General features: G+C 34.3%; 13 protein-coding genes and 1 pseudogene. 10 read left to right on the top strand and 4 right to left on the bottom strand.

Translation table 11 applies throughout. The annotated features are described in order from the left end of the window. Positions 1-85 precede the first annotated feature (85 nt). Together GRQ40_RS08800 and GRQ40_RS08795 are read left to right on the top strand one after the other, a co-directional pair. Positions 86-529 (top strand): GNAT family N-acetyltransferase, encoded by a 444-nt coding sequence (locus tag GRQ40_RS08800; protein ID WP_159719770.1) that lies wholly within the window; start codon positions 86-88, stop codon positions 527-529. A gap of 117 nt (positions 530-646) precedes the next feature. Further along, positions 647-1,052, top strand: a pseudogene (locus GRQ40_RS08795) (group-specific protein). 911 nt (positions 1,053-1,963) lie between these two features. On the opposite strand, the gene GRQ40_RS08790 reads toward GRQ40_RS08795, so the two are convergent. Continuing rightward, positions 1,964-3,124 (bottom strand): MFS transporter, encoded by a 1,161-nt coding sequence (locus GRQ40_RS08790; RefSeq protein WP_159719769.1) that lies wholly within the window; start codon positions 3,122-3,124, stop codon positions 1,964-1,966. A gap of 138 nt (positions 3,125-3,262) precedes the next feature. Here GRQ40_RS08790 and GRQ40_RS08785 point away from each other — a divergent pair, with 138 nt between their 5' ends. The 6 genes from GRQ40_RS08785 to GRQ40_RS08760 all read left to right on the top strand — a co-directional run bounded on the left by GRQ40_RS08785 (position 3,263) and on the right by GRQ40_RS08760 (position 11,843). Then, positions 3,263-4,180 (top strand): LysR family transcriptional regulator, encoded by a 918-nt coding sequence (locus GRQ40_RS08785; protein WP_159719768.1) that lies wholly within the window; start codon positions 3,263-3,265, stop codon positions 4,178-4,180. Positions 4,181-5,191: 1,011 nt separating this feature from the next. Next, positions 5,192-7,048, top strand: a complete 1,857-nt coding sequence (locus tag GRQ40_RS08780) for an ATP-dependent nuclease (RefSeq protein WP_003250528.1) — start codon at positions 5,192-5,194, stop codon at positions 7,046-7,048. A 6-nt stretch (positions 7,049-7,054) separates the two neighbouring features. After that, a complete protein-coding gene (locus tag GRQ40_RS08775) occupies positions 7,055-8,599 on the top strand; it encodes a UvrD-helicase domain-containing protein (protein WP_159719767.1) in 1,545 nt (514 codons plus the stop codon). Between the two features lie 238 nt (positions 8,600-8,837). Next, positions 8,838-10,532 carry a hypothetical protein gene (locus GRQ40_RS08770; RefSeq protein WP_159719766.1) on the top strand — a complete coding sequence of 565 codons (1,695 nt, stop codon included), beginning with the start codon at positions 8,838-8,840 and terminating at the stop codon, positions 10,530-10,532. Between the two features lie 242 nt (positions 10,533-10,774). Further along, entirely contained in the window at positions 10,775-11,059 is a 285-nt protein-coding gene (locus tag GRQ40_RS08765; RefSeq protein ID WP_159719765.1) for a hypothetical protein, read from the top strand. A gap of 238 nt (positions 11,060-11,297) precedes the next feature. Next, positions 11,298-11,843, top strand: a complete 546-nt coding sequence (locus GRQ40_RS08760; RefSeq protein WP_159719764.1) for a hypothetical protein — start codon at positions 11,298-11,300, stop codon at positions 11,841-11,843. A gap of 497 nt (positions 11,844-12,340) precedes the next feature. Here the strand turns inward: GRQ40_RS08760 and GRQ40_RS08755 are convergent, their stop codons facing one another. From GRQ40_RS08755 to GRQ40_RS08745, 3 genes are read right to left on the bottom strand one after another with little or no spacing between them, the layout of a single operon-like run. Next, positions 12,341-12,514, bottom strand: coding sequence for a helix-turn-helix domain-containing protein (locus tag GRQ40_RS08755; RefSeq protein ID WP_155116388.1), 174 nt, complete (start codon positions 12,512-12,514; stop codon positions 12,341-12,343). 50 nt (positions 12,515-12,564) lie between these two features. Continuing rightward, a complete protein-coding gene (locus GRQ40_RS08750) occupies positions 12,565-12,852 on the bottom strand; it encodes a hypothetical protein (protein ID WP_062677906.1) in 288 nt (95 codons plus the stop codon). A gap of 1 nt (position 12,853) precedes the next feature. After that, positions 12,854-13,132: a hypothetical protein gene (locus GRQ40_RS08745; protein WP_159719763.1), complete on the bottom strand. Its 279-nt coding sequence runs from the start codon at positions 13,130-13,132 to the stop codon at positions 12,854-12,856. Between the two features lie 133 nt (positions 13,133-13,265). On the opposite strand from GRQ40_RS08745, the gene GRQ40_RS08740 reads away from it, so the two are divergent. Then, complete coding sequence (locus tag GRQ40_RS08740) at positions 13,266-13,592, top strand: helix-turn-helix domain-containing protein (RefSeq protein WP_159719762.1); 327 nt, start codon at positions 13,266-13,268, stop codon at positions 13,590-13,592. Between the two features lie 142 nt (positions 13,593-13,734). Beyond that, a complete protein-coding gene (locus GRQ40_RS08735; RefSeq protein WP_159719761.1) occupies positions 13,735-15,213 on the top strand; it encodes a type I restriction-modification system subunit M in 1,479 nt (492 codons plus the stop codon). The last annotated feature ends 1 nt before the right edge of the window (position 15,214 follow it).

The raw sequence follows: 15,214 nt of genomic DNA, 5'->3' as shown, positions 1-15,214 counted from the left end.
TTTTATCATCTGTGGTGAAGTTTGCTGCATGGTTGGCTAAAGAGGCAGGGAAGTTGAAGAATTATATTGGGAGGAGGAATTTTTAGTGACAGAAACAATTGTACCAATTACAACAGATAATTTGGAACAATGTATTGAACTATATATTAAAGTTTTTAATAGTGAGCCTTGGAATGAAAGTTGGACGTATAAAACTACTAAAGAAAGGCTTACGGATTTGTTACATACTCCTAAATTTACGGGGTTTTTTTGGAAAAACAATGAAACTCCAATTGGTTTTATAGCAGGAAACAGCAAAACAACATATCAAGGAATAACTTTTTATTTAGCAGAATTATGCATCAATAATGAAATTCAAGGTAAAGGTTATGGTTCCAAACTTCTCCAATTTTTAGAGAAGGAATTACAGAAGAAAAACGTTAAAAGCATTTATCTTTTAACTTCCAATGGAGGACTCGCAGAAAACTTCTATAGAAAAAATGGTTATGTTGTGAATAACAATAGGATTGTTATGAAAAAGAATTTGTGAATTGTATTGAGCTTGTTCCACTACGGGAGCAATATTTCAAAAAACGATATCACTTTTATCGTTCAGTAAAAGAGCAAAATAGCTAAGGCGATAAACAATAAAATTGGAGGATTAAAGATGAAGTTTTATATTGCATCCAGCTTTAAAAATATCGATGCGGTTAGATATGTAAGTGAAAAGCTAAAAAGCAGGGGATTTATTCATACATATGATTGGACTCAAAATGAAAGAGCTTCGACCATTGAACAGCTAAAAGAAATAGGTCAAAAAGAGAAAGAGGCTGTAATGGGCTGTAATGGAAGCTGATTTTCTCATCGTCTTACTTCCAGCAGGGAAAGGAAGTCATATTGAATTTGGAATAGCGCTTGGACATGGCAAAAAAATTTATCTTTACTCACCAAATGACGACGTGAACAACTTTGAAACGACCAGCACGTTTTATCATTTACCTGAAGTTGAAAAATGTATTGGAACACTCGAAGAGTTCATTGATATTGTTTCTGTGAATTCAAAAGTTTATTGAACTAAGGGTGACGATAGTTAAACAAGACTGTCAAGAAAGACCGATTTATTTCGGTCTTTTTCTGTGTTCTAAAAATCAACATTGAAATTTGACAGAGTTATTCATAAAAATATTAAAAATTTATAATTTTTTATATAATGAAAGAGTGGATTAAGAAAAAGAGGAATATTACATGTTTGGAACCAGAGTTTTTTCAAAGTTTCCTCGATTTGACCGAAGCATCTCGATTCGATTTATTGGTGAAATGGCTAATAGTTTCCGTGGTACCTACTCGGGTGTTTCCAATCTACACATGATATTGGGAAGCATGATTGGTCCTGCTCTTTCCGGGTACTTTTTTGATATAAGACAGGGATCCCATTTCTATTGCTAATGGGTTTCACATGCATATTTTCTGGACTTGCATATGCTCTAATCAGCAGGTCAGTGGAGTCAAGAAAGTCATTTTCTCTCTAAGCTTTGTTAAAGAACAATGTTGATTTTCCTTATTCAACTTCTTCCTTCATCTGTGGTGAAGCTCGCTTCATGGTTGGTCAACGGGTGCTTTAATTGAACAAGTAAACAAGAACAACCAAAGATCGTAACACAGTAGTCTTCTTCTTTTAATCAAAAATCAGCAAAGGAAATTTAAACAGAGACACTCATGCCAATTTTTGGGCACAACGATGCAATAAAATAAGCTGTATTGCCCACACTATTAGGTTCATATCTTTGTATAACTCTTATTTTCAGGGTAGTCTTTCATTAAGAAAGAAACTCCCAGCAATCCTGAAAAGACCACTAGGGGTTTCTTTTGTATATCCAAGTCTCAGCGAAATTTCATTGTTTATTTTTGACACCGATTGAGTATAAAGGCAATCCATATTATGTTTTTGCCAAATTTCGAGATAGTCTTTATTTCATTTGATTTTTCATGTTTTTTCTCGCTTGCCCGCGCTTTCTTTTGATGACACAATCCTCCATTGTCCCAATAAGGTCACTAATATTAGACAACCGGCAGCAAACGGAAGTCGGGAAGGTGCCAATCCGGCTAGCATCACCATCCCCCCAAGTGCGGAACCTATCGCACTACCTAAATAATTAGCGGAACTGTTTAACGCAACGACAGCTGCGCCGTGATCAGGTTGTAAGCGAAGTAGTTCATGTTGTTGCGGAGCTTGCGAGGCCCAACCCATCGCCCCCCATAGAATGAAAGGAAGGAATGATAGTATCGAAAATGAAAGTACGAATGGTAAGCTGAACATGGCTAAAGCCATTATGGCTAAAATGCCAGCCATAAGCAAGTCTGGTCGCCCCATTCGGTCAATCAAAGTACCAATGGAAAAGCTTCCGACTGCGCCACCAATGCCCCATGCCCAAAGATAAGGTGTAATGATAGGAATGCCTGCCAGATTATCCAAAATGGTTGCGATGTATGTATATAGACCCAAGCTGGCAACACTGGTCATAAAAGTAATGCCGACAATTGCTGCAACCCGTCCATTGGTCATCATGGCAACACGTTGGCGTAGTGATGGTGGCGCCGAAGCTGGAAAATTTGGAAACCATATGACAATTCCTATCATAGCGATAAGACCTAGTGCGGTGATGAACCAGAGAGTTGCGTGCCAATCTAGATGTTCAGCAATGATCAATCCAAGTGGAACCCCTATGACCGTTCCCGTGCTCATGCCACCTAGCGTCATACCAAGAGCGCGGCCGCGTTTTTGCTTAGGAACAAGGGATGCGGCAGCTGCAGCGGCCAACGGGGAATAAAGCCCGGCCCCGATGCCTGCAATTGCACGTGCCATAAGCAGCATGGAGAAACTCGAGGCTAGTGCACTAGCTCCATTGCCTACTGAGAATACAGCAAGTGCCAGCACTAAAACCCTGCGAATTGGCTTTCCAGCCAACAATGTCGCAAAAATTGGAGCTGCCAGTGCATAACAAAGGGTGAAGACACTTACTGCTTGCCCCGTTTGCGAAGCGCTTATTTTGAACGTTGCCCCTATATTCGGCAATAAACCAGCAATCACATAGGCATCAAACCCAAGAGCGAACATGCCTATCGTGAGGAGAAGAACTTTTCGCATGATAACCTCCATTTTTACTGAATCATTTGTTATGGAAGAGCTCTTCTATTTCCACTTTACAAAACTCATTATAATATGTCTAATATATATTTATATCGATATTAATATATAATAAGTATTAAAAAGGGAGGCAACGCGTTGGAACTGCGTCATTTGAAATATTTCATAACAGTAGCTGAAGAATTACATTTTGGTAAAGCGGCAGCTCGTTTAAACATGGCACAGCCACCATTAAGTCTTCAAATTCGCCAATTAGAGGAAGAAATAGGGGTGCCTCTTTTCCATCGAACGAAAAGGAAGGTAGAGTTAACAAAAGAAGGACAAGTGTTTTTAGAAAAAGCTTATCAGATTTTGAAGAATCTAGAGGAAGCAATCGAAACAGTAAGAATGATAAACCGTGGGGAGGCTGGGGAAATAGCGATCGGTTTCATAGCCTCAGCAGCCTATGATATTCTTCCAACCATTATAGAGCACTATCGAAAGGAATACCCTAATATTCATATAGATTTGCAACAGTTAACGACAGCGGAACAAGTGAAAGCTTTACACGAAGGCCATATTGATATAGGAATACTTTGTCATCCTATAAAAATAAAACATGACACCATTCAGGTTGAAGTGATTCGACAAGAACCAATGGTGGTTGCTTTACCAAAGGATCATCCTTTAGCTTCCGAAACATCCCCGATTAATCTTGTGGATTTATCCAATGATCCATTCATTTTAACGGGAAGAAAGGCAAATCAAAGTCATTATGATACAGTGATGAGCGGTTGTTATCAGGCAGGATTCCATCCAAAGGTAGTACAAGAAACACAAGAATTACCTACTGTCATCTCTCTTGTTTCAGCAGGAATGGGCGTAGCTCTCGTACCAGCTTCTATACAATATGTATTAAAAAATAAAGTTGTTTATCGTGACATTCGGAATAATCCTTTTACCACTACGACAGCCCTTGCTTGGAAAAGTGACAATCTATCACCAACTGTACATACGTTTATTGATCTAATGAAAAGATCTGTCATCCCACTCGTTAATCAGCATAATTGGAAATGATCTCTTTTTAGGTCAAGCAAGCCGTTAAATGTGAAGGGACACCAACATGAGAAAGGCAGGGACTCATTGGTGAACCATACAGGATTTGAGTTCCATTTTAAGTCCGAATAATTGTATAAAAAGGAAAACATGAAAAGAGCCATATTATTCCTTGTAGTATCATAGGTTCGCTTGTTATACGGGTTCACAAGTCCCAACCGTCTTGAATCATGTTTCTACAAGTAGGGGGGGGCAAACTGTTTAGCCGACGGGGTTTATGCCCACAGGCAGAGACGTTCTGCCCCGGTTACCGTTATAATAAAACCATATAAAAAATGGTCAACCAGAATATCTAGCTGACCTTATAATACGAACGGGTGCGTTAATGGAAAAAGGCATATAAGAGGATCTAAAAAAAACAGGTCCTTTTTCTTTTGGTTCAATCATGTCTTCCGATCATGTTGCGCTATGTCAACCTGACATGAGTAGGATATGCAACCAAAGTCCTCAACCATCGCTTCTCTCCGAATGGTGCAATTAGAAAAAAGGATAGTGCTGAGATGGATTGGGGATTAATCATTTTTCAATTGGTCATATTTGCTTTTCTTATTGCTTTTTAAAGTGCAGTGTTTTTTTTGTAGTCAAATCATTAGTTGTGAGACGATGAAGCTCTATTAAAAGGAAACTGGATAGAATCATTGAACTATTGAAGAAACTCTTAACCACATCCGTGAATTGGGAAAACAATGTTGAAGATAAGGAAAATCGAGGACTTATATCAAAAAAAGGCTGATTTTAATTAACAATTGACAAAAAACAAGCTCAAATGGACTGGATCTATGTTGGGAAGTTTAATGGATGGCTAATCAAGATATTCATACCTTCGTTATGGTAACTTGATTATTGGCAAATGGAATTTATAAAGGATTACGACAACCATCCCTAAAGAAAGATGGCAATCTTCTATTTAATTAATTCGCCTTTTTATGGTAAATTAAAAATGTAAGATTATTGAATTTTTGGAGGACAAAAATGTATATTTCCAAGATTTCGATTAAAAATTACCGTAATTTTGGAAACAAACCTTTTAAAATGAAGTTGAATAAATTTACTGCAATTATTGGCGAAAATAATGTAGGCAAAACGAATTTGCTTGATTCAATAGGATTAATTTTAAGTCAAGATATTACTATGTTCAAAAAAAGAATGCTTGAACTGGAAGATATAAACTATGAAAGCAGGAAAAAATTTAAGTACGATGTATTGAACGCTTCAATTAAGCCAGAGAACGTTGAATTTCCCGAAGTTGAAATCCAAATTATCCTTGAAGGCATGAATAAAAAACAACTGTCAGTAGTTGGAGATTGGTTTTGTGATACCTCATTGGAAAAAGCACGATTAACCTATATTTTTAAACCCAGAAGCGGTTTTGATCGAAAAGAATGGGTAAAAGAACAAAGAGAACTAATAGATAAAATCAGAAAGGAAAAAGGAATTGAAAATCCGGACTATCTTGTAAAACTGATAGAATTTCCGATAAAACAATACGAATATACAATTTATGGGGGCAATGACGTAACAAATCGCTGCGATCCGTATTTTCTGAGAATGTTAAAGTTTGAGTTACTAGATGCTTTGCGTGATTCTAAGCGCGAACTAATTGCCAACGGAGAGTCTAAACTGTTATACAAAATTTTAAATTACAGAAGTGAAGGAGCATATGAAGATATCAAAGAAGTTTTAAGTAGTTTGGATGAGAAAATGCAAAATAATCCTCGATTGAAGGATATTAAAGAAACACTAGTCAGTCAGTTAAATAAGCTTTCCTTACAAGAAAAGGAAGGGTATAACAATATTGATTTTCATTTCTCATCGCCCGAAACAGGGGAGTTGCTGAAAAAATTAAGTTTAATCTATGGACAAGATCCTATTACAATCGAACGAAACGGACTGGGAAGAAATAATTTGTTATATATTTCCCTGATTCTTTCTCGTTTGGCTGAGGATAAAATTTCAGAAGATATCTGTTTTCGGGTTGTGGGAATTGAAGAGCCGGAAGCACATTTGCATCCTCACTTACAAATGCATCTTGCAACGAATATCGAAAGTATAAATAGTGACAGAGATGACTTACAAATTATATTGACTTCTCATTCATCACATATTACTAGTTCATTAAATTTAGACAACATTGCTATTTTATATAAGGAAAATAATGAAATTAAGGCACATTACATAACTCATGGCTTTCAAAGCGATAAAAAAGGCAAAAATCATCGCCGATATCTTGAAAAATATTTGGATGCAACAAAGTCAAATATGTTTTTTGCCCGAAAAATTATCCTTGTAGAAGGCATTGCCGAACAAATACTTATTCCCAAGTTATTTGAATTACATACAGGCAAAACCTTAGAGCGCATAGGGTGCAACATAGTAAATGTAAATGGCGTTGCTTTTAGCCATTTCCTAGAAATAATAAGAAATGGCTATTTTATAAAATGTGTTGTTTTAACAGATGGCGATTTAGGAACCAAAACCGAAGAACGTGCGGAAAAACTCAAGGAAGAGTATGAAGATGATTATATCAAAGTAGAAATTAACAAAGAAACTTTTGAAAAAGAACTTATAGAAGCAAACAAAACAGGAGAAGGGAAGCAAATTTTACTGAGAGCCTTAAAGCAGACCAGAATCCAAAAAGGTCCTAAATATGAAGAAGAAATAGGAGATAGAGCATTGGATACCGACAGTTTTTTTACGTTAATTGAAGATTATAAATCAGAATTTGCTTTTAACTTGCATGAAGAATTAAAAGGACTGAAACAAGGGGAAGCAGCCTCGTTTAATCTGCCTGAGTACATAAGAAGAGCATTTGATTTCCTAGAGGGGTAATAAAGGATGTCCAAAAAATTAAAGCCGATACTAGTCATTGCGGGTCCGGGTGCAGGAAAAACTTATTATTTGGTTGAAAAAATTTGCGAAAGTCTTCCATCACTGGAATCTCACAGGTTTCTTGCAGTTATAACATATACAAACACAGCAACCAGCGAAATCAGGGAGCGTTTATCAAAAAAGATAGAAATACCGCAAAATGTATTTATCGGGACAATACATAGTTTTTTGATTCGTTTTATACTTAAACCATTCGGAAGTATATATGGAGTGTTGCCGAATAACCCAATATATAAAGAAGTAAATGTAAATGCCAAAGATAAAAAAGAAGAACATATTATAAAAAGCCAAATTGTAAAAAAGGGCGTTGTTCCTTATGAAAAAATAATTAGTTTGTCTAAGAATTTAATGAAAGACTATGAAAAGGTGAGAGTCCTTGTTTCTGAAAGGTTGCAATATCTATTTGTTGATGAATTTCAGGATATCGATTCTGGACAATATGAAATTTTCGAGAGTATTCGGAAACAACAAAAAACAAAAATGTATTTTGTAGGGGACCCTGAACAAAGTATTATGACTTTTCGAAATAACGGTCGTAAAAAGCCGCTAAATAAACGGCCAATTTATGAGGCTATGCAGTCTAAAATGATTGAAAAAAAGTTTTTATACAACAATCATCGTTCTAGTGTTACCATTATTGATTTTTTAAACAAATTTCATACTTCCTTGAAGCAAGTAGAAAGCAATGAAGAGATTGACTCACAAAATAAAGTTGTTTTTATTGACGCGCAAGATATTAGAAAGATAATTGAAGAATTTAACCGTCTCTGTAATGACCAAAAGTATTGCAGGAATAAACCTAAATCGCGTTTTTTTCTTGGATTTAAGGGAGATACCTATACAAAAGTTGAAAATGAATATGGATTAATACAAAAAGAGAGCAACGAATCAAACCAGCCTAAGTTCATTGAAGAAGCTTCACATTTTATTACTAAGCTCTTAAATACAAATCAGAATAATATTATTAGTTATATGGGTATTGACGATTTGCAATATAGAATGCTTTGTTTAAGTGTAATAGATATAATTAAGCAAAACCCGTTTATAAGCAGCAAAAGTTTGATTGATTATATAAAAGTAATATTTAAGGGGGATCCTTACAAGACAATTCATAACAAGATTCAGCATAAACCGGATGAACTTGCTGAAGAGTTTATAAAAAAAATTAATTCTGAATTACAAGGAAGGTTTAATTTACAAAAAACTGAAGATTACCACTTAACTATTCATAAATCCAAAGGGCTTCAGGCAGATGCCGTACTGGTTATTGCTAGAAGCAAAAAAGAATTAATGAAATGGCTTGAAACAGATGTGGAGGCTAGGCTGGCAGATAAACAGGATACTTGCCGCGTGGGATATGTGGCGTTTAGCCGTGCGAAGGAGTTTTTATGCATTGCTTGTTTGGAAAAAGTTGATAGTGAATTGCGTGAACATATGATTAAACTAGATATAGAGATAGTGCCAATAGTCGAGAAGTTACTTACAGTTTGAAGATATTTTTTGAGAGAAAGGGGAGCGGCACAAATCTGGAAGTGATAAATTGAATGACTGTAATAGTAATTCAATCTCAACTTTAGATTCCGAATCTTTTATGGGAATAAAAGCAAAAGAGTGAAGGTATTTCTTTTTAACTAACGGGTGTATTTCTGAAGTTTCTGAAACAAGAACAGCAATGCTTTTTACTATATTAATTTTAATTTACATTATTATAAAAAGGAAAGTGAGCATCATGGAGTTTACACGACAGCTTGAATATGAAATAAGATTAGCATGCTCTCAGCATATAAAGGACAAAGTAAAAAAATATTTAGATGACTTCTTCTATAACAATAGTTCGAAGATTGGTTTTTTAATTCATTATCCACTTTTATTACTAGAAACTTTATTTGATAAGGCATTTCCCGATTACTATAAAATTAATATCGATAGAAAAATTATTAGTTGGTTTATAAAAGAAATGAAAAAAAGAAATTTTGATAACAATAGCAATAAGTTTACTTTTAACGAATTAGATTTTAATAAATTCAAGGAGCAATATATTCAAATTAAAAAAGCATACAAAGATCTTCAGTATAGCAAACAACTTTTAGATATGTTTTCGATTTCAAGAATTGCATTCGAAAAAGAGGATCAAAATATAATTTTCAAAAAACCTTCTTTAAGTGATAAATACCCTGATGTACCGGTGTACTATTTAGGACTTGATGATGAAGAAAGATTTGAGGAAGAACAAAAATACGTAAATGCAGTTATAGAACATCTACATAAATACTATCCTTATTTTAAAAAGATTAATGTTCATCCATTTATATATCCAGAAAAGAAACACCTTAATAATTTGAAAAATCTTATCTCGAATTTCGATATTCATTTATTACACCTATGTATTGATCGTGTTAAACAAGATACCAAAAAAATAGGGGAAGTAGAAAGCCCTGTTATTAAGGATTTTGAAGAACTTAACAAAGTACTTGGTGTATTATATTATATTGGACAAGTTACTTATTACAGATATAAGGCATTTGAAGCACATCATAAGTTTAAAATCGAGGATATGTTGATTTCATTTGATAAAGATTGGCTAATTAGAAAGATATGCCAAGTTACTAATGTTGACAGCAATGTAGTTGAAAATTATATAAATTACCTTTCATTGGGTACAGATAATAAAGGTAGTCTTTTAGAATTCCCACTTATTGAACATCAAGAAAAGATACTATTTATACCTAGCTCAATAGTTTTAAATGACTGGCATTTCAGCTTAGTAAATGGACATTACTTCAAAAACTTACAATTTACTAACAGAGACGATACAATTTCCGCTAGTATTATTAAAAACCTAATAAAAAAAGTTAAGAATTACTCTAACATAGAATTTGTTTATGAAAAATACTATGAATTCGAATTAAATGGAAAAAAGGAAAATAGTGATATTGATTTTGCAATGTATGATATAGAAGCCAATAAATTATTAGTTATTGAGTGTAAATGGAAAGATAATGTTTATTTACCAGAAGAAAATTTCGAAAAAATTACTAGAGCAATAAATGAAATTTATAAAAATCAATTAGATAAACATAAGACATTTTTCGAAATGGATAAGTCAAACATAGACTATATATTTGATTTTCATCCAGAGATTGTTAGACAATCAAATGAAGTTGACATAACCTACGTGGCGTTAGACAAAAGGGCCCAAATACATTTAAATGATAAACATATGTTGCCTGTTTATACATTTATGTACCTACTAGACAATTATTCAGATGGTCAAAAATTATATTTAAATGATTTGATAATGGAAATCAAATCGTTAAGAACTAATATAACTTATGATACAAATACTGTAAAAGCGTGTATTAATAAAGAAGTAGCAGGATTATCATACAAAATAGAATTATTTGGGTTGAACTTAGATTATTGAAAATTGATATCAAAATTTTTGTAATTGTACAACTGCAGAATGACAGAGTTATACGGGGATTAAATACGAGAAAAGGAGATAAGTTAGAGGTTTTTTCAAATGAAACAAAGAGTGAAGACTGGAGGTTCAGAAAAGATTTAATAACTTCCTATCCAATTACATCGGTTTGGAGTTATTCTAAATCTCAGGTCTTAAAATATAGCGCCCCATAATGGCAAAGCGAAAAGGAAAATGAATTTCCAATGGCTAGACTCCACGCTTCACCTGACTGGTTAGCCCCTCAGCATTTAGATGTTTATATAAAAGATTTAAAGATTTTTGAATATCAAGGTGCGCAACATTATTTACCTATTGAGTATTTTGATGGAGAAGAAGCTTTACAAAGGCGTATTAAATTGGATAAGCGGAAAAAGGAACTTTGTCAAAAGAATGGTGTGGAATTAATAGAATGGATGTTTTATGAACCAGTCACGAAATTAGAACTGAAAAGGAAGTTACAATCCGTCAACCTATCATTAAAAAAATAATGTATTTTATACGTTAAAATTTATAAAAAGAGTTAAAATGAGTATTTTCAAAGGTTATAATATGTACAGAAAGTGAGTTAAAACCCTTGATATATCAACATTTTTTAAACAAGGTTTGTTTTATTGAAACTAAATAGCCTAAAAAGGAAAAACCTGAAAGGCGCACTTTCCCAATGTGGAGAGTGTGCTTTTCGCATTATTAAAACAAAAAATATTAAAAAGAATGAAGGAAAAAGACATGAAAGAACAAGATTTTATTTTATTTATTAAACAAGAAAATGAGTACATGCTTTGGAACAATGATTATTCAATCGCAGGAAAAAAAGTTAAAGTATATGCTGATTTCAGCGAAGAAGAAAATGGAGTTTCGTGGTCAGTTTACATCTTTAGTAACGAAATTCAGGGTCATCCTGATAACATAATTGCTAGTGATTCAGGAACAGAAAAACTTAAAGAAGATGCGTTGAGTCGCATTTTATATATTTTACGGAGCCATGGATTTGAACATTTACCTTTATTCATTATGTTTAGAGATGAAAGGATTACAACGTGGGAAGTGCCAACTCTTATTCTTAAATCATATTACTACCGATTTTACAATGAAGTAGATCAATTTGAATACACGCTAGATGGGAAATTTTTTATAGACATTGTAGATTTGAATAAATGCGTAGTTTATTCCCCTAAAAAACAGATTTTTTATGAATACAAAACTCTCTATGCTAAAGAAGCTGCATTGTTGTTTATACAAAACGATTATGAGAAATACATTTACAAATATTAGCATAAAATTCATTGTAAGAAAGGACAACACTCAAAAGACACACTTTCCCCTTAGCGGAAAGTGTGTCTTATCTAAACTAAAAAGATAAAACGGAAAGGTGAGAATGAAAATGAAATTTTACTAATAGGGAAAAGACGAATTCAGTCAAGTAGCACAGATATCATGTTTTACTATTCTTAAATGAATGTTTTCTGCAACTAAAAATTTAATCGAAATGCAATGAAAAAGCTTATCCCCCTATGTTTTATAAAATTAGATATAATCCAAATACCAATAAAAATTATCTCACCCTGTAAGGTTTGACATGGAGCCTCTGTGTGCATGGATTCTTTTGCGAAGGCCGCAGCACAAAAGGACTTCGCAGAGGCAACCAACTTACCATGCACGCCACTTCATGTAAAGCCATGTCTCTGAAATTATATTTTGTGAGAAAAACTGCCTGTTTTGTTTCCAGTTTTAGTGCTTGCTAAAGTTTTATTTTACATTGCATTAAACAGTCAATTACTTAGTTTATCGGATTCAAACATATTTTTGATTCTTATAACCTTACTTACGGGTATTTCCAATTGATCGGAAATTTGTTCAATTGTCTTTCCTGCAAGTAGTAGCTTTACCACTTTTATTGTATCTTCTTCGTTTTTCTTTAGGCTTCTTTCCAACCATGAAATCATAAAAGATATCTCCCTTCGATTAAATTTTGTACTTGCTCATTCCTAAAAAATTAGTCAATTCGAAAACGTTCTGTATTTGCTTTCGAATATACTTCTTGAGCTTTTCGCTCTCCTTCTTTTTTGAACTTTTCAAAATTTATAACATCGTATTCGTTGCATTCAAATCGTTCGGAAAATTGTAAGTAAATATCTTTAACAATGTAACCGCGCGCTTGCAATAGAGCGATTATTTCATTGTACAACTCTGCATCAAATTGCTCGTATTCTTCGTCTTTCCTTGAACCGTCAACAACAGTATAAACATTCGCACCTAGGAGTCCATGACATTTCACTTTCATGTTAATCCGTTACCCCCAAACGCTTCTTTGCTTCTTTTGTAGTTAACATAAAAGAAATCGTGTCTGCTAACGCTTGTTTGTAAGCTAGTAAAATTAGTGAATCAATTAAACAAAAGATTGTTCTTTGCAAATCATCAAAATCCTTCTCATTGATTTGAAGTTTTTTGAAACTGCGATCAAGCTCTTCGTAGAGAGCTCTAAGCTCAAGGTTTTCATCGTTTAGCATAATTTGCTCGACACGGTTGTAAACAAATTCATTAAATGCTTGCTCAAAGTCCATATTACCTATCTCCTTATTAACAAAATCGAATATTTTTTATTCATTTTTATAATAATACAAAATGGATTGATTGTAAAATGAGAAAACGATAAACTAAATAAGAACTAATAAGTAAAAGTTGGGGATGTAGTGAATGGATATAAATAAAAAAGTAGGAGAACGCATTAGGGAAGTTCGAAAAAAATATAATTTATCAATGATGCAATTAGCGGATGAGTTGGGAATTTCACAGCCGAGGCTCTCGAGAATCGAAAACGGAGATCAGGAAATTCCTATTAGCTTAATCCAAAAATTCTGTGAAAGGTTTGATATTCCGCTAAGCAGCTTTTTTAGGTCGTTAGAAAAGGATGAGAAAGCGGGAGATAGTCTTATAAACGAACAATTAGAACAAGTTTTAGCTTCATTAAATGACGAACAAAAGAAAGCGCTGTATATATTTATCACTTCTTTTCAAAAATAAATATCTTTACATTTTAAAGCCCCCATACCGGGGATTTTTTATTTGGTGGATGTTGTTTTCTTTCACTGTAACTTGTGTATATTATGTTGACTAAAAATGAAAAAGTATATAATAGAACTTGGAAATAAAAAGGAGGTACATCATGCTTACAGGTGAGTTGCGTAATAGAGTCGATAAAATATGGGAAACATTTTGGACAGGCGGGATTACCAATCCGCTGACGGTCATTGAACAATTTACATATCTTTTATTTATTAAAGGCCTCGATGAAGCAGAAAACAAAAGAGAACAAGAGGCTGCTCTGTTAGGAATTGAGTTTGAACGAATCTTTCCTGAAGATAAACAACATTTGCGTTGGAGCAAGTTCAAAAATTTAGGAGCGGAGCAAATGTACAAAGTTGTTTCTGAAGAAGTGTTTCCGTTTATTAAAAGTTTGCATGGCAATAAAAAATCCGCATATGCCAAGTATATGAGCGATGCGATTTTTATGATTCCTACGCCACAAATGTTGACAAAAATTGTGGATGGTATTGATAAGATCCCAATGAAAGATCGCGATATGCAAGGGGAGTTACGCGATATACAAGGGGATTTATATGAGTATCTACTATCAAAAATTGCGACAGCGGGAACAAACGGGCAATTCCGTACGCCGCGTCATATTATCAAGATGATGGTAGAGCTCATGAAGCCGACGCCGGAAGACATTATTGTTGACCCAGCCGCAGGTTCCGCAGGTTTCTTAGTAGCGGCAGGAGAATATTTGCGCAAACATCGCAGTGACTTATTTTTAGTCCAAAGTTTAAAAGAACATTTTAATAACCATATGTTCTACGGTTTTGATATGGACCGCACGATGTTGCGCATCGGTGCGATGAACATGATGCTTCACGGCATTGAAAATCCGAATATCGAATATCGTGATTCATTGTCTGAGCAAAACAAAGATAAAGACAAATATACCCTTGTCCTTGCGAATCCGCCTTTTAAGGGTTCATTAGATTATGAGGCCGTTTCAAGTGACTTATTAAAAATTACAAAAACAAAGAAAACAGAGCTTTTATTCTTGGCCTTATTCCTGCGCATCTTAAAAACGGGTGGACGCTGCGCCTGCATCGTGCCAGACGGGGTATTGTTCGGCAGTTCCAAAGCACATAAGGATATTCGTAAAGAAATCGTGGAAAATCATAAATTAGAAGCGATTATTTCTATGCCAAGCGGTGTGTTTAAACCATACGCCGGCGTTTCGACGGCGATTATGATTTTCACGAAAACGGGAGTCGGTGATACGGATCAAGTATGGTTTTATGACATGAAAGCAGATGGCTACTCTTTGGACGATAAGCGCACCCCGATTGAAGAAAACGATATTCCAGACATCATTGCGCGCTTCCATAACCGTGAAGCAGAAAAAGAACGGAAGCGCACGGAGCAGTCGTTCTTTGTGCCGGTAGAAGAAATTCGTGAAAACGACTATGACCTTTCGATTAACAAATATAAAGAAATTGAGTATGAAGAAGTGCAGTATGAAGCACCGATTGTGATACTTGAAAGAGTGGAAACGTTGGAAAAAGAGATTATGCAAGGATTACAGAAGTTAAAAGATTTAATTAGAGGATAGT

Source organism: Anoxybacillus sp. PDR2 (genome assembly GCF_009834045.1).
GTDB lineage: Bacteria > Bacillota > Bacilli > Bacillales > Anoxybacillaceae > Anoxybacteroides > Anoxybacteroides rupiense.
Note: the sequence above shows the minus strand (reverse complement) of the source record. Positions and strands in the feature narration are given on the sequence as shown.